Raw genomic sequence first — 19,432 nt, 5'->3', positions numbered from 1 at the left:
GCGCGCCAGGGCCTGGTGACACCGGAGTCGTTCACCTTCATCGAGTCGGCGATCATCCTCGCCATCGTCGTGCTCGGCGGCATGGGCTCACAACTGGGCGTGATTCTCGCGGCCATCGTGATGATCCTGCTGCCCGAGCTGATGCGTGAGTTCAGCGAATACCGGATGCTGATGTTCGGTGCGCTGATGGTGTTGATGATGATCTGGCGTCCGCAAGGCCTGCTGCCTATGCAACGTCCACACATGGAGCTGCGTCGATGAGCCGCGAAATTCTGCAAGTCAGCGGCCTGAGCATGCGCTTCGGCGGCTTGTTGGCGGTCAACGGCGTGGCCCTGACCGTCAAGGAAAAACAAGTGGTGGCGCTGATCGGCCCGAACGGCGCCGGCAAGACCACGGTGTTCAACTGCCTCACCGGCTTCTACAAGCCCAGCGGCGGCACCATCCTGCTCGACGGCCAGCCGATCCAGGGCCTGGCCGGCCACCAGATCGCCCGCAAGGGCGTGGTGCGGACCTTCCAGAACGTGCGCCTGTTCAAGGAAATGACCGCGCTGGAGAACCTGCTGATCGCCCAGCACCGCCACCTCAACACCAACTTCTTCGCCGGCCTGTTCAAGACCCCGAGCTTCCGCCGCAGCGAGAAGGAGGCCATGGAGCGTGCGCAGTACTGGCTGGAGAAGGTCAACCTGACCGAGTTCGCCAACCGCACCGCCGGCACCCTCGCCTACGGCCAGCAGCGCCGCCTGGAAATCGCCCGCTGCATGATGACCCAGCCACGCATCATCATGCTCGACGAACCGGCTGCCGGCCTGAACCCCAAGGAGACCGAAGACCTCAAGGCGCTGATCGCCTACCTGCGCGAGTCGCACAACGTCACCGTGCTGCTGATCGAGCACGACATGAAGCTGGTGATGAGCATTTCCGACCACATCGTCGTGATCAACCAGGGCACGCCCCTGGCCCACGGCACGCCGGAGGAGATCCGCGACAACCCTGACGTGATCAAAGCCTACCTGGGGGAAGCGTAAATGCTGAAGTTCGAGAACGTTTCCACCTTCTACGGCAAGATCCAGGCGCTGCACAGCGTCAACGTGGAAATCAACCAGGGCGAGATCGTCACCCTGATCGGTGCCAACGGCGCCGGCAAGTCGACCCTGCTGATGACCCTGTGCGGCTCGCCGCAGGCGCACAGTGGTAGCATCAAGTACCTGGGTGAAGAGCTGGTCGGCCAGCCTTCCTCGCACATCATGCGCAAGAGCATCGCGGTGGTGCCGGAAGGCCGCCGCGTGTTCGCCCGCCTGACCGTCGAGGAAAACCTGGCCATGGGTGGCTTCTTCACCGACAAGGGCGACTATCAGGCGCAGCTGGACAAGGTCCTGCAGCTGTTTCCGCGCCTGAAGGAGCGTTACATCCAGCGTGGCGGCACCATGTCCGGTGGCGAGCAGCAGATGCTGGCCATCGGCCGGGCGCTGATGAGCAAGCCCAAGCTGTTGCTGCTCGACGAGCCTTCGCTGGGGCTGGCGCCGATCATCATCCAGCAGATCTTCGACATCATCGAACAGCTGCGCCGCGATGGCGTGACGGTGTTCCTGGTGGAGCAGAACGCCAACCAGGCGCTGAAGATCGCCGACCGGGCCTATGTGCTGGAGAACGGCCGGGTGGTGATGCAGGGCACGGGCGAGGCCTTGCTGACCGACCCGAAAGTGCGCGACGCCTACCTGGGCGGTTGATTGGAAAAAGGGCCTTCGGGCCCTTTTTTCTGCCTGTACCGGCCCATCGCTGGCAAGCCAGCGCACGCCTCCTGTGGGAGCTGGCTTGCCAGCGATGGGGCCGGTACAGGCACTACGCAGCTCTTGTTAACCTCGCCCAGCCTGAGTAACGTGGCCAGCTCTTTGGCAAACGATTCCCGGAGCCCGCCCGATGCGCCTCACCCCCACCCTGCTGGTCACCGCCCTGCTGCCCCTGTTCGCCGGTTGCCAGCTGCTGGCCGAGCAACCTCGCGACCCGAACATCGGCACCACGCGCATGCAGGGCGAACTCAGTGCAGGCGGCGGCCAGCTGCTGTTCAAGCCCTGCGGCGAGGCCCGCCACTTCGTCGTGCGCGACGCCAGCGGCACCGCCATCCTGCAGGAAGCCTCGAACCTGGCCCGCGACGCCAACGACAAACTGTTCGCCGACGTGCGCGGCCGCCTCACCGGCAGCAAGCAGGCCAACAACGATGGCCAGCTCGAAGTCAGCCGCCTGTACCGCCTGGAGCCTTCCACCCGCGCCTGCGATGACCCCAACTTCAAGCAGCTGACCCTGCGCGCCAGCGGCCACGAGCCGGAGTGGGACATCAAGGCCAGCGGCAAGGGCATGGTGCTCAACCGCGTCGGCAAAGAGCCGCTGCCGCTGCCCTTCCTCGAAGAAGAAGTGCCTGGCGGCGGCCTGACCCTGACCAGCGAAGCCAACGGCCAGCATGTGGAACTGTGGGTCGCGCCGCAGCGTTGCACCGACAGCGCCACCGGCGCCGTGCGCCACCTGCGCGCCGAATTGCGCATCGATGGCCAGACCCTCAACGGTTGCGGCTACTACGGCGGCGCGCGCGACAACTGATCGCCGGGTGCTTTTATCCTGCCAGTCGGGGCGGCTAACAGCTTATACTTGGCGGTTTGTGTAAAGCCGCCGGCCGCCCATGGCCGGGATACTGGACCCTGCCATGCTACGAATCACCGAACTCAAGCTGCCCCTGGACCACCCCGATGAAGCGCTGCGCGAGGCCATCGTCGAGCGCCTGGGCATCCGCGACGAGCAACTGCTCAGCTTCAACCTGTTCAAGCGCAGCTACGATGCGCGCAAGAAGAACAGCGAGCTGCTGTTCATCTACACCATCGACCTTGAAGCGAGCAACGAAGCCGAACTGCTGAGCAAGTTCGCCGACGACCGCAACATCGGTGTCGCGCCAGACGTCAGCTACAAGTTCGTCGGCCACGCCCCGCAAGGCCTCCAAGAGCGTCCGATCGTGGTCGGCTTCGGCCCCTGCGGCATCTTCGCCGGCCTCTTGCTGGCGCAGATGGGCTTCAAGCCGATCATCCTCGAGCGCGGCAAGGAAGTGCGCCAGCGCACCAAGGACACCTGGGGCCTGTGGCGCAAGAGCGTGCTCAACCCCGAGTCCAACGTGCAGTTCGGCGAAGGCGGCGCCGGGACCTTCTCCGACGGCAAGCTCTATAGCCAGATCAAGGACCCGCAGCACCATGGCCGCAAGGTCCTGGAAGAGTTCGTCAAGGCCGGCGCGCCGGACGAAATCCTCTACATCAACAAACCGCACATCGGCACCTTCCGCCTGACCGGCATGGTCGAGCAGATGCGCCAGGACATGATCGCCATGGGCGCCGAAGTGCGCTTCCAGGAGAAGGTCAGCGACCTGCTGATCGAAGATGGCCAGCTGACCGGCGTGGTGCTCGAGAGCGGCGAACAGCTGCACTCGCGCCATGTGGTCCTGGCCCTGGGCCACAGTGCCCGCGACACCTTCCGCATGCTCCACGCCAAGGGCGTGTACATGGAGGCCAAGCCGTTCTCCGTCGGCTTCCGCATCGAACACCCGCAGACGCTGATCGACAAGGCGCGCCTGGGCAAGTACGCCGGCCACCCGAAACTGGGCGCGGCCGACTACAAGCTGGTGTACCACGCCAAGAACGGCCGCTCGGTGTACAGCTTCTGCATGTGCCCGGGCGGCACGGTGGTCGCGGCCACCAGCGAACCGGGCCGGGTGGTGACCAACGGCATGAGCCAGTACTCGCGCAACGAGCGCAACGCCAACTCCGGCATCGTGGTGGGGATCGACCCCGAGCGCGACTACCCGGGTGGCCCGCTGGCCGGGATCGAGCTGCAGGAGCGCCTGGAAGCCCACGCCTATGTGATGGGCGGCAGCGACTACCAGGCACCGGCGCAGCTGGTCGGCGACTTCGTCGCTGGCAAGCCATCCACGGCCCTGGGCAGCGTCGAGCCTTCGTACAAGCCGGGCGTGACCCTGGGCGACCTCGCCCCGAGCCTGCCGGACTTCGCCATCGAAGCGATCCGCGAGGCGCTGCCGGCGTTCGATCGGCAGATCAAGGGCTACAACCTGCATGACGCGGTGCTGACCGGCATCGAGACGCGCACCTCTTCACCGCTGCGCATCACCCGTGGCGAGGATTACCAGAGCCTGAACCTCAAGGGGCTGTTCCCGGCGGGTGAAGGTGCGGGGTATGCCGGCGGGATTCTTTCGGCGGGTGTAGACGGTATCCGCATTGCCGAGGCAGTCGCGCGCGACATGCTCGGGTTGTAACTGCACCGCCGATGGACCGTGACAGGCCCAACAAAAAACCCCGAACAGGCCAGGCCCGTTCGGGGTTTTTGCTTTTCTGCAGCGATCAGTGAGTGACGCGGCTGGTACCGTCGACAGTCATGATGCGCACGCGCTCGCCAACGCGGAAGATTTCGTTCTGCTGCACGGCCTGCACATAGGCGCGCATGCTGCCGTCGTCTTCACGCACGGTGATTTCCACACCCTGGGTGCGGGTCAGGCCTTCTTCGGCGGCGGAACCGGCCAGGCCACCGGCCACGGCACCGATCACCGCAGCGACGATGCTGCCACGGCCACCACCCACGGCGCTGCCGGCGACGCCGCCGACGATGGCGCCAGCACCACCGCCGATTGGCGTCTTGGTGCCTTCAATCTTGACCGGGCGCAGGGATTCGATGGTACCCATGCGCACGGTCTGCACGCGGCGGGCCTCATCACGGGAGTAGCTGTCGCCAGTCAGGCTCGAGGCACAGCCCCCCAGCAACAGCGACATGGTGGTGAAGGTCGCCACCAGCAAAGCGGATTTACGCATGGGTAAGTCTCCATAAATTTCAGGTGTCCATTAGACGCCGCACCCAGGCAACTGTCACGACACTGAGGTAACAAATTTATTTTCATTCAGCACCGGTACAGCTAGCACAGGCTATCCCCCAGGCCTTGAACGTCAGACCAAGAATAGCCATGGATTACTGCATCGTCGTGCGCGAGGCCAGTGCGGCCCTGGACGGGTAGGTGTGAAAAGGGCCGCGATGCGGCCCCCAGAGGTTTCAGGGTGCCAGCCGCTCGCGCAGCCATTGCCCATCGACCAAGCGATAGTTCAAGCGGTCATGCAGGCGGCTGGCGCGGCCCTGCCAAAACTCGATGCGCTCGGGCAGCAGGCGGTAGCCCCCCCAATGCTCGGGGCAATGGGGTTGGCTGTCGGAGAAACGCGCCTCGGTCGCCTTCACCAACCCTTCCAGCTCTTCGCGGCCGGCAATCACCCGGCTCTGTGGCGACGCCCAGGCGCCCAGGCGGCTGCCCAGTGGGCGCACCTGGTAGTAGTCGTCCGACTCCTTGGCCGTGACCTTCTCCACCCGCCCCTCGATCCGCACCTGGCGCTCCAGCGCCGGCCAGAAGAAGGTCATGGCGGCGAAAGGGTTGGCCAGCAGCTGCTGGCCCTTGGCACTTTCGTAGTTGGTGAAGAAGGTGAACCCGCGCTCATCGAGCCCCTTGAGCAGCAGTACGCGGCAATGGGGGCGGCCTTCGCCATCGACAGTGGCGATGGTCATGGCATTGGCCTCCACCGGTGGCTGCTCGGTTTTCACCGCATCGGCAAACCACTGGTGGAACAGAGCGAACGGCTCACCCGGCGCCTGGGCTTCGGCCAGGCCATCACGGGTGTAGTCGCGGCGCATATCGGCCAGGGATTGGGTCATGGCTGCGTTTCCTTGACGATCAGTTGGTCTTCGCAGGGCTGTTGGCGGCTACCTTCTTGTCATCGGCAGCTTTCTTGGCGACGGGCTTGGCAGCAGGCTTGGCCGGCGCGGCTTTCTTCTTCGCGGTGGCCTTGGCTGCAGGCTTGGCCGCGGCTTTCTTCGCGGCTGGCTTGGCAGCGGCCTTGGCGGCGGGTTTGCTTTCCACAGCCTTGGCAGCCGGCGCCTTGGCATCCTGCACGGCAACCATGGCGGCCGGGGTCGGTGCCGGCGCGGCCTGCTGGTACTTGGCCAGCAGCGCGACCATGGTGTTCTGCGGGGTCAGCAGCATTTCAACGCGGCGGTTGAGGGCACGGCCTTCTGGGCTGTCGTTGGCGGCGCGGGGCATTTCTGCGCCCATGCCTTTGAGGGTCAGGCGGTCACGCTGCAAGCCGCTCAGGCGGAAAATCGCCGAAACCGAGGCGGCGCGCTCCAGGCTCAGCTTCTGGTTGGCAGCGGCCACACCACTGCTGTCGGCATGGCCAAGTACCAGCACTGCAGTCTTGGCGTCGCCTTCGACGGTCTTGGCCACCCGGGTGATCGGGCCCAGGCTCATCGGCAGCAGCATGTTCGGGCGATCCGGGTTGTACGAACCGTCGACAGGGATGGTCACCGCCAGCACGTTGTCGCGGCGCTCCAGTTGCAGCTTGCTGTCCTTGATGGCTTCGCGCAGCTTCGGCTCGTACTCGTCGAGCCAGGCCTGGGTGGCCTTCTGGTCGATCTTCGGTACCACCGGGCCCTTGGCCTGCTTGTCGTCACCACCGAATGGCCACCACCAGCGGCTGGCGCTTTCCGATTTGGCATCGGCCTTGGCGACATTCTCGTTGACGGCCTGCTTCACTTCCTGCTCGGCAACCTTGTCCGAACCGAAGGGCCACCAGCTGCTGGTCTCGCCCTTGGAAGCATCCTGGGAGTGGCTGGCACAGCCGGTCATGGCGGCCATGCACAGGGCGAGTGCTAAGGTTTTATGTGAAGACATCAGCGATACACCATGAATTAGAAAGAGTTTTTGCCAACGCACTACAGGCATTGGCATTCAGGATAGACAAAGGGTGCGAGCAATACCCGCGTTACCCGATCAAAGGCACGTACCCAGCACCCGGACCAGCTGCTGGGCCCTTGGGTCCATGAGCACGTATGGGCCCAGGGTGTTGACCACGAAACCGAAGGCCACATCATGCTCGGGGTCGGCGAAACCGACCGAGCCGCCAGCGCCTGGGTGGCCGAAGGCACGGGCGCCGAGGCCGAAGGTGGCGTTGGCCACATCGGGCTGGTCGAGCATGCAACCCAGGCCGAAACGGGTCTGCGTGAGCAGGGTACGGTCCTCGCCCAGGCTGTGTTCGCGGGTCAGTTCGTCGAGCAGTTCGGATTCCAGCAGGCTGCCGTCCAGCAGGCCGGCATAGAAGCCGGCCAGGCTGCGGGCATTGCCGTGGCCGTTGGCCGCAGGCTGCTGCATGCGCCGCCACTCGGGTTTGTTGGTGCTGGTGAGGATCGCCGGCGGGTTGGTGAAGGCGCGGGTCGACAGCGCTTGCGGCTCACGCATGGTCACCTGCAGCAGGCGCTGGGCCGCCGCATCACCGGCATTGCCCTTGCCACGGGCGATATGCGCCACGCGATGGAATTCTTCGTCCGCCAGGCCGACATGGAAGTCCAGCCCTAGCGGGCGGGCGGTGCGGGCGACAATCGATTCACCCGAGCCACGGCCATCGGCGCGGCGGATCAGCTCGCCGATCAACCAGCCGTAGGTGATGGCGGCGTAGCCATGCTCGGTACCTGGCGTCCACCAGGGCGTTTCGGCGGCCAGGGCATCGACCATCGCTTGCCAGTCGTACAACGCCTCTGCCGGCAGCAACTCGCGGATGGCCGGCAAGCCGGCGCGGTGGCTGAGCAACTGGCGCAGGGTGATGTTCTGCTTGCCGGCCTGGGCAAACTCGGGCCAGTAACGCGCCACCGGCACATCCAGGGCCAGCTTGCCCTCGCCCACCAGTTGCAGGGCGGTTACGGCCGTGAAGGTCTTGGTGCAGGAAAACAGGTTGGCGATGGTGTCGCTGTGCCAGGCCTGCTGGCCGTCCTTGTCGGCGCTGCCTGCCCACAGGTCGATCACGGTTTCGCCACCGACCTGGATGCACAGCGCCGCACCGCGCTCCTGGGGATCATCGAACAATGCCGCGAATGCTTCGCGCACCGCCTCGAACTTCAGCTCATAGTGACCCTGGATCTGCACCCGCCTGTTCTCCGTACGACCTGGCTGGAAAAGGCGTGCATTGTTTCAGTAGTTAAGGGTTTTGCCTACTGGGCAGGGCCAGATGGTATTGCGGAATATTTTCCTCAATAGGGCGCCCGTGGCTGGCTGGCTTGCGGCAGGCCGGCTCATGGAGCCGGTTTCTCAAGCTGGCTGCGCAGCTGGGCCACGGCTGCCTGGTTGCTCTTGCGCACGGCCTCGACAAACCCGGCATAGGGCACGTCGGTGATCGCCACCAGGCCCAGGTGGCCATTTTCGCCATCGAGCAAGCGCCCGCTGGCCGGCTGGTCGAGGTATTGGAACCAGTGCGCGCCGACGATCATCGGCTGGGCCAGCGCCGCCTTGAGGAAGTTGCCGTAGGCCGGCCCGCGGTCTTCCTCGCGCGCCACTTCCACTGGCCCTGGCCAGAATGGCCCGCGATCGCGAGAGCCGAACTGGAATTCGGACACCAGCACCGGTTTGTCCAGCTCGGCCAGGCGGCTGAAGTCGTAGCCATCTTCTGGCTTGAGGGTATAGAAGTTGAAGCTCAGCACATCGCAGAACTCCGCGCAGGCCTTGACCGCCTCGGGCGTGCTGACGGCGTAGCGGCCACCCAGCAGCAGGTGGTTGGGGGCATGCCACCTCAGCGAGTCGGCAATGGTCTTGAAGTAGGTTTGCGCGAACACCTGCTGGAAATACTGGTAATCCCGTTCGATTTCCGGGTGTTCGGGGCTCGGCAGCGGCGCCTCGAAGCCCGGGTCTTCCATCAGTTCCCAGGCCTGCAGGTCGATGCCCCAGGCCTTGGACAAGCCTTCCTGGTTTCGGTACTTGTCGCGCAACTGCTTGAGGAATGCGCGCTTGGCCGGCACGTCGGTGGTCAGGCGCAGGGTGCCGTAGGCCAGGCCATAGCGCGCCTTGGGGTCGTTGCCCGGCGCCGCCCAGGCCAGTTCGTTGTCGGCGAAGTAGCCAATCAGCCAGGGGTCGTCACGGTGGTCGCGGGCAGCGATGGCCACGGCGCGCTCGGTGGCCATGGCAAAGCGTGGGTCGAACGGGTCAGGCATGCGGCCCCACCAGTCCATGCCCGTGCTGATGCTGGCATAGTCGCCGACGATCGACAGCGGCAAGGTGTAGGGTACGCGCTTGGCCTGGGCCAACGCCGGGTCGCTCCAGTTGCCCAGGGTGTTGAAGCCCCAGGCCTGCAGGCGATCGAGGGTGTGGGCCTGCCAGCGGCTGCTGTCTAGTGCCAGTGGCGGGCATTCGCCAGGCGGTTGCCCCTCCACCGGCGCGCACGGCTTGCCGTAGGTACGCTGGATATTGGCGGCATAGAAGTCGAACCAACGCCCCTGCTTGAAGCCGCGCCCCTGCGACGAGGCGTTGCCATCGTCGTTGTTGCCCTCGCCATAGAAGGCTGCCAGCGCCTCGCCCTGCCCTGGCAAGGCCGCGAACATGCCCTCGCGACCGGCAACGTAGGTACGCCCGCCATCGGCGGCCACGGCATTCACGCCCAGGGAATAGAACGGGTGCCCTTCCGGCGTAACCAGGTACCAGCGGCCATCACGCTTTTCGGTGCGAAAGAAGCCCTTGGCTTCGAACCCAGGCCCTGCCAGCACACCACCGTAGGTATCCAGCCCTTGCTTGGCGCGATCGGCCAGCCAGCCCTTGAGTTGCTGCTGCTCGCGGGTGTCGGCGGCCTTGAGCTGGTCGTCGCTGACGATTCTCTCGGGCCAGCGGCCACGAGTGGACTGGCCGTAGGCATCGATCAGCTCGTGGTAGGCCGCCTTGTAGGCCAGGTCGTCATCCTGGATGCCGACCTTCTCGATCAGCAGGTTCTGCGCAACCTTCGGCGCCGGAATGCTCAGGCTGACGGACACCACCTGCTTGAGGTCGATCTCGCCCGCACTGCTGGTCAACAACAGCCGCTGGCCTTGATACACCCAAGGCATCGGCGGCCCGGCACGCATGCCCTGGCTCAGCGGCGAGGTGGCCTTGAGCGGCACCATGACGGTTTGCGCAGGCCCTGCCGGCAGGTCGATGCGGCTGGTCAGGGTACGGCCATCGCTGCCCAGCACGGTGACATCGACGGTCAACGCCCAATCCATGGCACTTTGCAGGCGCAAGGTGAGGAACTGCCCGGCAGACCAGTCCCACACCCCCGCCTGCGGGCTCAGGCGCAGGGTTGGCCGTTCGACCGGGTTGAACACCACACGCCGCAACACCTCGCCTTCACTGGTTTGCTCCGCGTTGTACTGGGGCATGCCAGTGCCATCGGTGGCCACCGCGACCACCGAGGCCGGGCGCACGAAGCTGAACAGCGTCTGCTGGCCAGCCAGCAGCGGCGTGCTGAGCAACAGGGTGAGGACTGCAGGCAAGGTGCGACGGATCATAGGGCTCAGGCTCTCCTTTCAGGCCCGCTCGGGCCCGCGACTGAGGGGTGGACAACGGGCCGCAGCAGCATGCTCCGGCCGTCAGGAAATCTCCCGCCGGAAGGGCGGCAGCGCATTGAGAATAGCCTTGCCGTAGCGCTGGGTGACCAGGCGCCGGTCGAGCAAGGTGATGACGCCACGGTCCTGCTCGGTACGCAGCAGGCGGCCACAGGCCTGGATCAGCTTGAGCGAGGCATCGGGCACGGCAATTTCCATGAACGGGTTGCCGCCACGGGCTTCGATCCACTCGGCCAGGGCCGCCTCGACCGGGTCGTCCGGCACCGAGAACGGGATCTTGGCGATCACCACGTGCTCGCAGTAGGCGCCCGGCAAGTCGACACCTTCGGCGAAGCTGGCCAGGCCGAACAGCACGCTGTGCTGGCCATCGTCGACCCGCGCCTTGTGCTTGTTCAAGGTTTCCTGCTTGGACAGGTTGCCCTGGATCAGCACCAGCTTGCGCCAGTCGCGGTCCAGGCCGTCGAACACGTCCTGCATCTGCTTGCGCGAGGAGAACAGCACCAGGGCGCCGCGGGCATCTTCGACGATGGCGGGCAGCTCGCGGATGATCGCCGCGGTGTGCCCGGCGGCATCGCGCGGGTCGGCTTTGAGGTCGGGCACCCGCAGCAGGCCGGCGTCGCCGTGCACGAACGGGCTGGGCACCACGCAGGTGACGGCATCGCGCGGCAAGCCTGAGCGCATGCGGAAGCGGTCGAACTTGCCCAGGGCGGTGAGCGTGGCCGAGGTCACCAGGGCGCCATGGGCCACGTTCCACAAGCTGCGGCGCAGCATCTCGGCGGCCAGGATGGGGCTGGCGTTGACTTCGATGTCGAACAGCGCGCCGCTTTCGGCCAACGTCAGCCAGCGCGCCATGGGCGGGCTGTCCTGCGGGTCTTCGGCGGTGAAGGCGGTCCACAGTTCCCAGTTGCCCTGGGCACGGGTGACCAGGCTGCCGAACAGCGGGTACCACTCCTCGGCCTGGTGGCTGGCGATGCCGATGTTGACCTCGCCATCCATGCCTTCCTTGAGCAGGTCGGCCAGGCGCGTGAACAGGTCATTGAGACGGGAGAAACCCTTTTTCAGCTCGATGCCCACTTCGCGGATCTGCTCCGGCACCACGCCGCCTTCGAACCGGTAGCGTGGGCGCTCGCGCCCTTCGGTGTCCTCGCTGGGGCGAAAATCGGCGATCTGCTCGCACAGGGTGAACATGAACTGCTGCTGGGTGCGGATTTCCCGCGCCAGCTCCGGCACCTGCTCGATCAGCTTGCCCAGGTCGCCCGGCAGCGGGTGCTGGGCCAGCAGCTTGGTCAGGTTCTTGGCGGTCTGCTCCAGCCAGTCGGCGGTGGAACGCAGGCGAGAATAGTGGGCGAAATGGCCGATGGCCTTGTCTGGCAGGTGGTGGCCTTCGTCGAATACGTACACGGTGTCGCGCGGGTCGGGTAGCACCGCACCGCCGCCCAGGGCCAGGTCGGCCAGGACCATGTCGTGGTTGGTGACGATCACATCGACCTTGCCCATGCCTTCGCGCGCCTTGTAGAACACGCACTGCTGGAAGTTCGGGCAATGGCGGCCGGTGCACTGGCTGTGGTCGGTGGTCAGGCGCGCCCAGTCCTGGTCTTCCAGGGCCTCGGGCCAGCTGTCGCGGTCGCCGTCCCAACGGTTGCCGGCAAGCTTCTCGATCATGCTGTTGAACAGCTTCTGGCTGCGCTCGTCCACTTCGATGTGGAAGCCCTCCTCCTCGAACAGCTGGGCGGTGGCCGACTGCGCGTGGCCCTCCTGCAACAGGACGTCGAGCTTGGACAGGCACAGGTAGCGGCCACGGCCCTTGGCCAGGGCGAAGCTGAAGTTCAGGCCGCTGTTGCGCATCAGGTCGGGCAGGTCCTTGAAGACGATCTGCTCCTGCAGCGCCACGGTCGCGGTGGCGATCACCAGGCGTTTGCCGGCGGCCTTGGCAGCCGGAATCGCGGCCAGGCTGTAGGCCACCGTCTTGCCGGTACCGGTGCCCGCCTCCACGGCCACGACGGCAGGCTCGCCGGCACGGCGGCCTTCATCGTCGCAGGCGATGTCGCCGAGCACCTTGGCCACTTCGGCGATCATCAGGCGCTGGCCGTAACGCGGCTTGAGGCTCTTGGCTTCGAGAAAACGCGAGTAGGCGCCCTGGATGGTGGCTTTGAGTTCGTTGCTGATCATGGTCTGCAGGCGCCCGAAGGGCTGGATATATTTTCAGTGTTTCGCATGGGGCGGCTATCATACCCCGCTATTGCCCTTTGTGCCGCATGGAGATCCAGATGCTCGCCTTTGCCCTGCCCTATACATTGCATGTCCTGGCCGCCCTGGTGTGGGTCGGTGGCATGTTCTTCGCCTGGCTGGTGCTGCGCCCGGCAACGGTTGCAGCCCTTGAAGGGCCGGCCCGGCTGCGGCTCTGGGTGGAAGTTTTCCGACGCTTTTTCACCTGGGTCTGGCTGGCGGTGGTGATCCTGGCGATAAGTGGTATCGGCATGTTGCACATGCGTTTCAACGGTTTCGAGACAGCGCCCAAGTACATTCACGTGATGATCGGCGGCGGCATCGCCATGTTCGCCCTGTTCATGCGCATCCAGGCGTTGCTGCTGCCGGAGCTGAAAACTGCGGTGCAGGCGGAGGACTGGGCCGCCGGGGCCGCCGTGCTGGGGCGGATCCGGCGAATGGTCGGGGTCAACCTGCTGCTGGGGCTGGCCGTCGTCGCCGTGGCCAGCTCGCGCCTGCTGATGTAGGGCGCCTCAGCCCGCCCGCGGCGGCTCGGCCGGCCGCGGGATCGACATGACATGGAAGATGCCGGTCAGCAGGATCTGCAACCGATCGAACCAGCGATGGCTGCGCCCGCGCAGGCTGCCATTGAAGAACAGCACCTCCAGCACATGCAGGCCCAGCACGGCGATACCGGTTGCGTTGATCAGCAGGTTCAGCGGCAGCGGCTGCGGCATCAGCTGGTTGAACAGCACCACGCCCCAGAACGCCACGGTCAGGACCTTGCCAAGGCCAAGGATGAATTTCATCTGCCGCCCCCTTGTGCGTGTCAGTTCAGGTGCAGGTCGACCCGGCGGTTGTGCGCGCGGCCTTCCTCGGTGTCGTTTTCCGCCACCGGCTCGCGCGCCCCGCGCCCTTCGCTGGTGACCTTCTGCGGCGCCAGGCCCTGGCTGATCAGGTACTCGGCCACACTGGCGGCACGCCGTTCGGAAAGTGTCTGGTTGTAGCTGTCGGAGCCGACATTGTCGGTATGGCCAACCACCTTGATGCGCGTCACGCCCAACTCGTTGAGCCTCGGCAGCAGGCTTTGCAGGCGTTGCTGGCTGCCCGTGGTGAGGTCGGCGGAGTTGAAGGCGAACATCACCTGGCCCTGGTCGTCGAGGGAGATCACCTCGGCCTTGGCCTCGGGCTGAGCCGCAGGCTGGCTCGGCGGGTACTGCGGCAGCGGGCAGCCCATGTGGTCGACCGGGGTATTGGCCGGAGTGTCCGGGCAGCGGTCTCGGCGGTCGAATACGCCATCCCCGTCCTCGTCGCCGTCCTGGGCATAGCAGATCAGCCCACCGGCAATGGCGCCCAGGGCTCCGCCGCCGGCGGCCCAGCTCGAACTCTCGATGGCCCCCAGGCCACCGCCCACCAGGCCACCCAGCAGGCTGCAGATTGGCCAGGTCCGTTGATTGAGGGGCGCACTGCCATCACTGTGGGTGGCGCAGCCTGAAAGCAGGCTGGTGACCACCAGCAACGGCAGCGCCGCCTTTGACATGACACTCATCATGAATGCTCCTGTGTCCTTGGCCGCAACCGGCCTGCAGGCGTAAAGACGCGCCCGCGCCACTGCTCCCGGCGCGGGCGCAGGCCGTCAGCGCTGGATCTTGATCTCGGTGCGACGGTTCATCGAACGCCCATCGGCCGTGGCGTTGTCTGCCACTGGCTGGGTTTCGCCGGCACCGACCACCGAAACGAAGCTGGCGCGAGGCACTCCGCTCTCGATCAGGTATTCGGTCACCGAATGGGCACGGCGCTCGGACAGTTTCTGGTTGTACTTGTCGGAGCCGACGCTGTCGGTGTGGCCGGTCACGCTCAGGCGAGCGCTGGGCGCTTCCTGTTTCAGGCGGGTCGCGATGGTGTTCAAACGCTCTTTGTCGGCCGCGGTCAGGCGGGCGGAGTCGAACTCGAAGTGCACGTCACGGATGACGATGACTTCTTCTTTCTGCACCACCACTTCCTCGACCACCGGTGCCGGCTCCGGCGGGCAGCCATTGGCATCGACCTGCACGCCGCGCGGGGTGCCTGGGCACTTGTCGCGGCTGTCCGGCACACCATCGCCGTCCTCGTCGCCATCACCATGGGCCCAGCAGTAGCCCGCCGCCAGGCCACCGCCGAGCAGCGCGCCCCAGCCAGCCCACGAGGAGCTTTCGAAAGCGCCCAGGGCGGCGCCGCCCACGCCCCCGACGGCAGCACACTTCGGCCAGTCGGTTTTTTGCAAACCTGCACAACCAGTCAACACACTGGTGAGCAGTACCAGGGGTATCGCTGTGCGTACTATGCTCATTTTGTAGCTTCTCCTAGGGGGAATCGGCATAAGACCGATCTCTGGGAGTAAAGACCGCGCAATCAATCCCTGCCAGCAATAAGCCACACCCCCGCACATGCCTCTTTGCCCGCAGGCGATGGCCCGCTAGTCTTGGGCAACCCGAACGAGGATTGGCAATGACCGACGGTTTTTCCCAACGCACCCCGCAGCAGGCCCTGGCGGCCCTGCTCGAACGCTTCACCCCGCAGCGGCTGCTGCTGGTGGGCACGCGCTTTCCGGCCCTGGAAGCGTTTGCCCAGGCTCACCCGCAAGTGACCATCGAAACCACCGCGCCCGGCCCGCTGCCGGCAGCGCTGGCGGCCCAGCGCTTCGACCTGGCCGTGCTGGTGGACTGCCTGGAGCACCTGCCCAAACGCACCGGCCTGGAGCTGCTGGGGGGCATCCGCAACCTCAATGCCAGCCGCGTGGCAGTGCTGGCCGACCTGGCGGCCTGTGGCTGGCACGACACCGACTTTTTCGCCCTGGCGCTGTCGGCCAGCGAGAAATTCCGCCGCGACCAGCAGGTGCTCAGCTTGTTCACCTATGATCTACATGATTACAAGCAGGTCCCGGACTGGCTCAACGCCAGGTTCTGGGCCAACCCTGAAAACTTTGGCAAGTATTGGTGGTGATGATGAGTGTCTCGGTCTGCCCTTGTGGCAGCGGCAACCTGCTCGACGCCTGCTGCGGGCACTACCATGCCGGCACCCCGGCGCCAGATGCGCAGACGCTGATGCGCTCGCGCTACAGTGCCTACGTGCTGGGCCTGATCGACTACCTGGTGGCCACCACCCTGCCGGCCCAGCAGGCCGGGCTCGACCGCGACGCCATGGCCGCCTGGAGTGCCCAGAGCACCTGGCTGGGCCTGGACGTGGCAGGCGCCGAGGTGCTCGGCGGCCAGCCCGAGCATGCCTTCGTCACCTTCACCGCGCGCTGGCACGACCAGGAGGGCGACCACCAGCACCGCGAGCGTTCAGCCTTCGTGCAGCACGAGGGGCGCTGGTACTTCATCGACCCGACCGTCGAGCTCAAGGCCGGGCGCAACGACCCCTGCCCCTGCGCCAGCGGGCAGAAGTTCAAGAAATGCTGCGCCAGCTACGTCGGTAACTGAGCATGATTGCCCAAGCCCGCCTGCTGCTGCTCGCCACCCTGCTGGCATTGCTGGCGGGCTGCGCGAGCTGGGGTGACGACGACTGGCGCGAGCCCGAGGTGCACCTGGTCAAGGTCGAGACCGTCAAGGCGCGCCTGCTGGAACAGGAGTTCATCCTGCACCTGCGCATCGACAACCCCAACGACAGCCGCCTGTTCATTCGCAACCTGAGCTACTCGCTGTGGCTCAACGACCTGCTGCTGGCAGAGGATGAAGCGAGCATCTGGCGCAGCGTCGGCGGGCATGCCCGGCGCACCTTCAAGATCAGCGTGCGGACCAACCTCTGGCAGCACCTCAAGCCGCTGGCCAAGCTGCTCAAGAGCGACAACCAGCTGCATTACAAGTTGCGCGGCGAACTGGCCACCGGGCTGATCATCCACCAGGACCTGCACTTGTCGCGCAGTGGTGAGATAATCCCCGGCGATTTCCTACCGGAGTAACCCTGCAATGACCCAGCAACCCCATGTCCATGGCCCCGACTGCAACCACGATCACGATCATCAGCACGATCACGATCACGGCCATGTGCACGGCCCGCACTGCAACCACGGCCACCAGGAGCCGGTGCGCAACGCCCTGAAGGACGTTGGCCGCAACGATCCCTGCCCGTGCGGCAGCCAGAAGAAATTCAAGAAGTGCCACGGCGCCTGACCAGGTTCCAGGCCGCCAGCGGCAGGCTCGCTGCCTGAAGCTGGCGACCGCTGGTAAATAAAGCTTCAACGCACCTTGCACGGCGACTGCGCGCTCACTACCTTAGCGCCTTTCCAACCCCGCCACGCCTTGCAGGAGCCCTTGTCATGGCCGCCCCCGTCCTTCCTCCCTTCCGTCCGCGGTTCGCCAGCGCTGCCACGCTGCTTGGCATGCTCGGGCTAGCCGGCTGCCAGATGGGTGGCTACCAGGACAGCGTGCCCCCGACCAGCGGCGTGCAGCCGCTCAAGGGCCTGGCGCAGAACGTGTCGGTACGGCGCAATGCCATGGGCGCACCGCTGATCGAAAGCAGCAGCTTCCACGACGCCCTGTTCAGCCTTGGCTATGTGCATGCCGGTGACCGCATCGAGCAGATGCTCGCCATGCGCCTGCTGGCCCAGGGCCGCCTGGCGGAAATGGCCGGCAGCGAGGCGCTGGACATCGACCGCCTGATGCGTGCCGCCAACCTCAAGCAGAACGCCACCCAACTTTATGCCGATGCCTCGCCGCGCCTGAAGCGCTTCTTCGAGGTATACGCGCGCGGCGTCAACGCCTACCTGTTCCGCTACCGCGACAAGCTGCCGGCCAGCCTCGCCAGCAGCGGCTACCGCGCGGAATATTGGAAGCCCGAAGACTCGGCGCTGATCTTCAGCCTGTACGCCTTCAGCCAGTCGGTGAACCTGCAGGAAGAACTCAGCGCCCTGACCCTGGCGCAGAAGGTCGGCAGCGACAAGCTCGCCTGGCTGCTGCCCGGCGCCCCGGACGACCCGCTGGCAGACGCCGAGGTGGAAAAACTCAAAGGCCTGAACCTCAACAGCCAACTGCCTGGCCTTGCCAGCGTGGCCGCGGCCAGCCAGAAGCTCGCCGACCTGGGCCTGCTCGGCAGCCCGGGCTCGGCCAACCTGGCCTTGGGGCCGCAGCGCAGCCGCAGCGGCAAGAGCCTGCTGGCCAGCGACACCCGCGCCGCCTGGGCCCTGGCGCCAGTGCAGATCCACACCGCCAAGTACCAGGTCGCCGGCCTGTCGCTGCCAGGGCTGCCCATCGTCCTGGCCGGCTACAACGGCAAGCTGGCCTGGAGCAGCAGCGCGGTGATGGCCGACAACCAGGACCTGTTCCTCGAGCAACTGCGCCACCAGGGCAGCCAGGTCAGCTACCTGGCCGACGGCAAGTGGCAACCGGCCCGGGCCCGCAGCGAAACCTTCTTCGTGCGCGGCCAGCGCCCGCTGCGTGAAGTGATGTACGACACCCGCCACGGCACCCTGCTCGCCCAGCCTGGCAACGCCAGCCTGGGCCTGGCGCTGAACCTGCCGCAGATCAAGGGCGACCGCAGCCTCGATGCGCTGTTCGACCTGACCCGCGCGCAAACGGTGGAACGTGCCTTCGACAGCACCCGTGAAGTCGCCGCGGCGGCCCTGAACTTCGTGTTCGCCGAGCCCGAGCACATCGGCTGGCAAGTCAGCGGCCGCTACCCCAACCGCCGGGAAGGCCAGGGCCTGCTGCCATCGCCGGGCTGGGACGGGCGCTACGACTGGGATGGCTACGCCGACCCGATGCTCCACCCCTACGACCAGGACCCGCCTGAAGGCTGGATCGGCCACGCCAACCAGCGCAGCCTGCCACGCGGCTATGGCATGCAGTTGTCCAACACCTGGTACTACCCCGAACGCGCCGAGCGCCTGGCCCAGCTGGCCGGCAACGGCCGCCACGACAGCCGCAGCCTGATGGCCCTCCAGAACGACCAGGTGACCTTGCTGGCCGGCAAGCTCAAGCAGATGTTCGACGCCCCCGGCATGGCCCAGCCGCTCAAGCAGGCCATCGACGCCCTGCCACCCGCCCAGGGCGACAAGGCCCGCGAGGCCCTGGCCCGGCTCAAGGCCTTCGATGGCCGCCTGAGCCCGGTGTCGGCGGATGCGGCCCTGTATGAACTGTTCCTGCAGGAAGTCGCGCGGCAGACCTTCCTCGACGACCTCGGCCCCGAGTCCGGCCCGGCCTGGCAGGCGTTCGTCAGCAATGCCCAGCTGTCCTACTCGGCCCAGGCCGACCACCTGCTCGGCCGCGAGGACAGCCCGTTCTGGGATGACCGCAACACGCCGCAAAAGGAAGACAAGCCAGCCATTCTCGCCCGCAGCCTGGCCGCGGCCGTGGACGCCGGCACCGCGCAGCTGGGCGCCGACCGCCGCGCCTGGCAGTGGGGCAAGCTGCACCAGTATCGCTGGCCTGCACCGGCCTACCACGGCCTGGGCGAGGCCCAGCGCCGTTCGCCGCTGGCCGCTGGCGGCGACTTCAGCACCCTGGCGCTGACGCCGTATGCCTGGGGGAGTGATTTCAACACGCACTTGCCGGCGTCGGCGCGGATGATCGTCGACTTCGGCCAGGCCGAACCACTGCAGGTGCTGACCAGCAACGGGCAGTCCGGCAACCCGGCCAGCGGGCATTACAGTGATGGGCTGGATGCGTGGTTCAAGGGGCGCTTCATGAGCTTGCCGCTGCAGCCGCAGAACTTTGCACGGGCTTATGGGAGCCAGCGGTTGAGTTTGGTGCCGGGTAGGTAACAGGCGCTCGGTTTTCGATCTGTAGGGGTTTCGAGATCGCGCGCCGCCCGCGCG

20 protein-coding genes are annotated in these 19,432 nt (G+C 66.1%); 11 read left to right on the top strand and 9 right to left on the bottom strand.

Annotation, left to right across the window (positions count from 1 at the left end):
- The 5 genes from B3E94_RS14415 to B3E94_RS14395 all read left to right on the top strand — a co-directional run.
- A partial coding sequence (locus B3E94_RS14415) for an ABC transporter permease subunit (protein WP_414708154.1) occupies nt 1-261 on the top strand: 261 nt, incomplete at its 5' end.
- The gene (gene livG, locus B3E94_RS14410) at nt 258-1,025 is read left to right on the top strand and encodes a high-affinity branched-chain amino acid ABC transporter ATP-binding protein LivG (RefSeq protein ID WP_003254878.1); all 768 of its coding nucleotides are present in this window, start codon (nt 258-260) and stop codon (nt 1,023-1,025) included. The genes B3E94_RS14415 and livG, both read left to right, overlap by 4 nt.
- Entirely contained in the window at nt 1,026-1,727 is a 702-nt protein-coding gene (locus B3E94_RS14405) for an ABC transporter ATP-binding protein (RefSeq protein WP_176511526.1), read from the top strand.
- 190 nt (nt 1,728-1,917) lie between these two features.
- Nucleotides 1,918-2,592 (top strand): COG3650 family protein, encoded by a 675-nt coding sequence (locus B3E94_RS14400; RefSeq protein WP_286914028.1) that lies wholly within the window; start codon nt 1,918-1,920, stop codon nt 2,590-2,592.
- 103 nt (nt 2,593-2,695) lie between these two features.
- Nucleotides 2,696-4,303: an NAD(P)/FAD-dependent oxidoreductase gene (locus tag B3E94_RS14395; protein ID WP_286914026.1), complete on the top strand. Its 1,608-nt coding sequence runs from the start codon at nt 2,696-2,698 to the stop codon at nt 4,301-4,303.
- Nucleotides 4,304-4,388: 85 nt separating this feature from the next.
- Here B3E94_RS14395 and B3E94_RS14390 read toward each other — a convergent pair whose 3' ends face one another.
- The 6 genes from B3E94_RS14390 to dinG all read right to left on the bottom strand — a co-directional run bounded on the left by B3E94_RS14390 (nt 4,389) and on the right by dinG (nt 12,603).
- Complete coding sequence (locus B3E94_RS14390; RefSeq protein ID WP_054899480.1) at nt 4,389-4,853, bottom strand: glycine zipper 2TM domain-containing protein; 465 nt, start codon at nt 4,851-4,853, stop codon at nt 4,389-4,391.
- Nucleotides 4,854-5,088: 235 nt separating this feature from the next.
- On the bottom strand, nt 5,089-5,736 hold the full coding sequence (gene pdxH, locus B3E94_RS14385; protein WP_176517956.1) for a pyridoxamine 5'-phosphate oxidase: 648 nt from the start codon (nt 5,734-5,736) through the stop codon (nt 5,089-5,091).
- Nucleotides 5,737-5,755: 19 nt separating this feature from the next.
- Nucleotides 5,756-6,751 (bottom strand): OmpA family protein, encoded by a 996-nt coding sequence (locus tag B3E94_RS14380; protein WP_286914024.1) that lies wholly within the window; start codon nt 6,749-6,751, stop codon nt 5,756-5,758.
- Nucleotides 6,752-6,850: 99 nt separating this feature from the next.
- Entirely contained in the window at nt 6,851-7,996 is a 1,146-nt protein-coding gene (locus B3E94_RS14375) for a serine hydrolase domain-containing protein (RefSeq protein ID WP_286914023.1), read from the bottom strand.
- A gap of 146 nt (nt 7,997-8,142) precedes the next feature.
- Nucleotides 8,143-10,377: a beta-galactosidase gene (locus B3E94_RS14370; RefSeq protein ID WP_286914022.1), complete on the bottom strand. Its 2,235-nt coding sequence runs from the start codon at nt 10,375-10,377 to the stop codon at nt 8,143-8,145.
- Between the two features lie 81 nt (nt 10,378-10,458).
- The gene (gene dinG / locus B3E94_RS14365) at nt 10,459-12,603 is read right to left on the bottom strand and encodes an ATP-dependent DNA helicase DinG (RefSeq protein ID WP_176517952.1); all 2,145 of its coding nucleotides are present in this window, start codon (nt 12,601-12,603) and stop codon (nt 10,459-10,461) included.
- Between the two features lie 98 nt (nt 12,604-12,701).
- On the opposite strand from dinG, the gene B3E94_RS14360 reads away from it, so the two are divergent.
- On the top strand, nt 12,702-13,166 hold the full coding sequence (locus tag B3E94_RS14360) for a CopD family protein (RefSeq protein WP_176517951.1): 465 nt from the start codon (nt 12,702-12,704) through the stop codon (nt 13,164-13,166).
- 6 nt (nt 13,167-13,172) lie between these two features.
- Here the strand turns inward: B3E94_RS14360 and B3E94_RS14355 are convergent, their stop codons facing one another.
- From B3E94_RS14355 to B3E94_RS14345, 3 genes are all read right to left on the bottom strand, one after another.
- Nucleotides 13,173-13,448, bottom strand: coding sequence for a DUF1145 domain-containing protein (locus tag B3E94_RS14355; RefSeq protein WP_286914021.1), 276 nt, complete (start codon nt 13,446-13,448; stop codon nt 13,173-13,175).
- Between the two features lie 20 nt (nt 13,449-13,468).
- A complete protein-coding gene (locus B3E94_RS14350) occupies nt 13,469-14,188 on the bottom strand; it encodes an OmpA family protein (RefSeq protein ID WP_286914020.1) in 720 nt (239 codons plus the stop codon).
- 87 nt (nt 14,189-14,275) lie between these two features.
- The gene (locus tag B3E94_RS14345) at nt 14,276-14,968 is read right to left on the bottom strand and encodes an OmpA family protein (protein ID WP_176517948.1); all 693 of its coding nucleotides are present in this window, start codon (nt 14,966-14,968) and stop codon (nt 14,276-14,278) included.
- A gap of 158 nt (nt 14,969-15,126) precedes the next feature.
- Here B3E94_RS14345 and B3E94_RS14340 point away from each other — a divergent pair, with 158 nt between their 5' ends.
- From B3E94_RS14340 to B3E94_RS14320, 5 genes are all read left to right on the top strand, one after another.
- Nucleotides 15,127-15,621, top strand: a complete 495-nt coding sequence (locus B3E94_RS14340; protein WP_176517947.1) for a DUF6231 family protein — start codon at nt 15,127-15,129, stop codon at nt 15,619-15,621.
- Nucleotides 15,622-15,623: 2 nt separating this feature from the next.
- Nucleotides 15,624-16,100, top strand: coding sequence for a YchJ family protein (locus tag B3E94_RS14335; protein WP_176517946.1), 477 nt, complete (start codon nt 15,624-15,626; stop codon nt 16,098-16,100).
- A gap of 2 nt (nt 16,101-16,102) precedes the next feature.
- On the top strand, nt 16,103-16,579 hold the full coding sequence (locus B3E94_RS14330; RefSeq protein WP_286914018.1) for an LEA type 2 family protein: 477 nt from the start codon (nt 16,103-16,105) through the stop codon (nt 16,577-16,579).
- 7 nt (nt 16,580-16,586) lie between these two features.
- Nucleotides 16,587-16,790, top strand: coding sequence for an SEC-C metal-binding domain-containing protein (locus tag B3E94_RS14325; protein WP_176517944.1), 204 nt, complete (start codon nt 16,587-16,589; stop codon nt 16,788-16,790).
- 146 nt (nt 16,791-16,936) lie between these two features.
- Nucleotides 16,937-19,378, top strand: coding sequence for a penicillin acylase family protein (locus tag B3E94_RS14320; RefSeq protein WP_286914017.1), 2,442 nt, complete (start codon nt 16,937-16,939; stop codon nt 19,376-19,378).
- Nucleotides 19,379-19,432: the final 54 nt, after the last annotated feature.

The sequence above is a fragment of the Pseudomonas sp. UBA6315 genome (genome assembly GCF_002438125.1).
Taxonomy (GTDB): domain Bacteria; phylum Pseudomonadota; class Gammaproteobacteria; order Pseudomonadales; family Pseudomonadaceae; genus Aquipseudomonas; species Aquipseudomonas faucium.
The sequence above is the reverse complement of the archived record's forward strand: the minus strand, read 5'-3'. Positions and strand labels throughout refer to the sequence as shown.

Bases quoted from the DNA above. Each gene is read 5' to 3' on its own strand.
- livG (WP_003254878.1), top strand. From the start codon at position 258: ATGAGCCGCGAAATTCTGCAAGTCAGCGGCCTGAGCATGCGCTTCGGC.
- B3E94_RS14405 (WP_176511526.1), top strand. From the start codon at position 1,026: ATGCTGAAGTTCGAGAACGTTTCCACCTTCTACGGCAAGATCCAGGCG.
- B3E94_RS14400 (WP_286914028.1), top strand. From the start codon at position 1,918: ATGCGCCTCACCCCCACCCTGCTGGTCACCGCCCTGCTGCCCCTGTTC.
- B3E94_RS14395 (WP_286914026.1), top strand. From the start codon at position 2,696: ATGCTACGAATCACCGAACTCAAGCTGCCCCTGGACCACCCCGATGAA.
- B3E94_RS14390 (WP_054899480.1), bottom strand. From the start codon at position 4,853: ATGCGTAAATCCGCTTTGCTGGTGGCGACCTTCACCACCATGTCGCTG.
- pdxH (WP_176517956.1), bottom strand. From the start codon at position 5,736: ATGACCCAATCCCTGGCCGATATGCGCCGCGACTACACCCGTGATGGC.
- B3E94_RS14380 (WP_286914024.1), bottom strand. From the start codon at position 6,751: ATGTCTTCACATAAAACCTTAGCACTCGCCCTGTGCATGGCCGCCATG.
- B3E94_RS14370 (WP_286914022.1), bottom strand. From the start codon at position 10,377: ATGATCCGTCGCACCTTGCCTGCAGTCCTCACCCTGTTGCTCAGCACG.
- dinG (WP_176517952.1), bottom strand. From the start codon at position 12,603: ATGATCAGCAACGAACTCAAAGCCACCATCCAGGGCGCCTACTCGCGT.
- B3E94_RS14360 (WP_176517951.1), top strand. From the start codon at position 12,702: ATGCTCGCCTTTGCCCTGCCCTATACATTGCATGTCCTGGCCGCCCTG.
- B3E94_RS14355 (WP_286914021.1), bottom strand. From the start codon at position 13,448: ATGAAATTCATCCTTGGCCTTGGCAAGGTCCTGACCGTGGCGTTCTGG.
- B3E94_RS14350 (WP_286914020.1), bottom strand. From the start codon at position 14,188: ATGAGTGTCATGTCAAAGGCGGCGCTGCCGTTGCTGGTGGTCACCAGC.
- B3E94_RS14345 (WP_176517948.1), bottom strand. From the start codon at position 14,968: ATGAGCATAGTACGCACAGCGATACCCCTGGTACTGCTCACCAGTGTG.
- B3E94_RS14340 (WP_176517947.1), top strand. From the start codon at position 15,127: ATGACCGACGGTTTTTCCCAACGCACCCCGCAGCAGGCCCTGGCGGCC.
- B3E94_RS14335 (WP_176517946.1), top strand. From the start codon at position 15,624: ATGAGTGTCTCGGTCTGCCCTTGTGGCAGCGGCAACCTGCTCGACGCC.
- B3E94_RS14330 (WP_286914018.1), top strand. From the start codon at position 16,103: ATGATTGCCCAAGCCCGCCTGCTGCTGCTCGCCACCCTGCTGGCATTG.
- B3E94_RS14325 (WP_176517944.1), top strand. From the start codon at position 16,587: ATGACCCAGCAACCCCATGTCCATGGCCCCGACTGCAACCACGATCAC.
- B3E94_RS14320 (WP_286914017.1), top strand. From the start codon at position 16,937: ATGGCCGCCCCCGTCCTTCCTCCCTTCCGTCCGCGGTTCGCCAGCGCT.